The organism is Saccharopolyspora sp. NFXS83, assembly GCF_026241095.1.
GTDB lineage: Bacteria > Actinomycetota > Actinomycetes > Mycobacteriales > Pseudonocardiaceae > Saccharopolyspora_C.
The window spans coordinates 1-881 of record NZ_JAPFGB010000063.1; the positions used below are offsets into that span (position 1 = coordinate 1).

Below are 881 nucleotides of genomic sequence, written 5' to 3' on the forward strand. Positions count from 1 at the left end.
GGGCCGGAGGTGGTGGAATCCGGTGGAGTGGGGTCAGAAGTCCCAGGTGAGCAGCAGGTAGTCGTGCGTGCGCGCGATTTCGGAGCAGTGCGGGCACTGCTCGGTGATCTGCTCGGAGCGGGGGCGGCGCGGCGGCGGGGTGTCGAAGGGGGCGCGGATCCAGGTGCCGCACAGCGTCGCGGCCCGCTCGCCGCCGGGCAGCGCGCCCGGCCGGGAAGGCGTGGCGTGCCGCAGGTGCAGCGCGAGCCCGACGACCCAGAACGCCACCGGTTTGGGGCATCGGAACGGATGGGGCAGCGCCATTTCGTCCTCCTTTCGGTTCGATCACCGGCGGAACCGCTGACGAAACGAAAGGTAGATCGCTACCTTCTGGCGCAGCGAATTTGTGACGCCGCAGATCAGCGGCCTTTCGCGGCACGTAATTGTTCAGGTCCCGACCCGATCCCGTGACGGAATCCGGAGGTCATCGAATGCGGCAGTCAGAAGCCCTGCGTCAGCTCGGACTCGGCGTGCGCCTGCGCACCTTGCGCGAGAACAAGGGAATGACCACCCGTTCGGTGGGATCTGCCTTAGGTGTCTCACGATCCTCGATCAGCCGAACCGAGCGCGGACTCCGCGCACCGGACCGCGAAGAGGTGAGCGCGCTGTGCGCGTTGTTCGGAGTGGTCGGCGACGAGAAGCAGGAGTTGCTGGACCGCGTGGGGGAATCGCAGGAGACTTCGGCGTGGCTCGCGTTGGGCGACGGCATGTCCGATCAGCTCGCGAGCCTGCTCGTGCTCGAACGCGAGGCAGCGAAGATCACCTGCGTGGAGCTGGCGTTGGTTCCCGGCTTGGCGCAGGCGCCCGACTACACCCGCTGCCTGATGGCTATGTCCGACCGT

At 67.5% G+C, this 881-nt stretch carries 2 protein-coding genes; one reads left to right on the top strand and one right to left on the bottom strand.

Annotated features, from left to right (window positions below):
- Positions 1-33 precede the first annotated feature (33 nt).
- Positions 34-303, bottom strand: coding sequence for a hypothetical protein (locus tag OOZ19_RS29950; RefSeq protein ID WP_266093530.1), 270 nt, complete (start codon positions 301-303; stop codon positions 34-36).
- A gap of 167 nt (positions 304-470) precedes the next feature.
- Here OOZ19_RS29950 and OOZ19_RS29955 point away from each other — a divergent pair.
- Positions 471-881, top strand: a 411-nt coding sequence (locus OOZ19_RS29955) for a Scr1 family TA system antitoxin-like transcriptional regulator (protein WP_266093531.1), incomplete at its 3' end; no start/stop codon positions are given.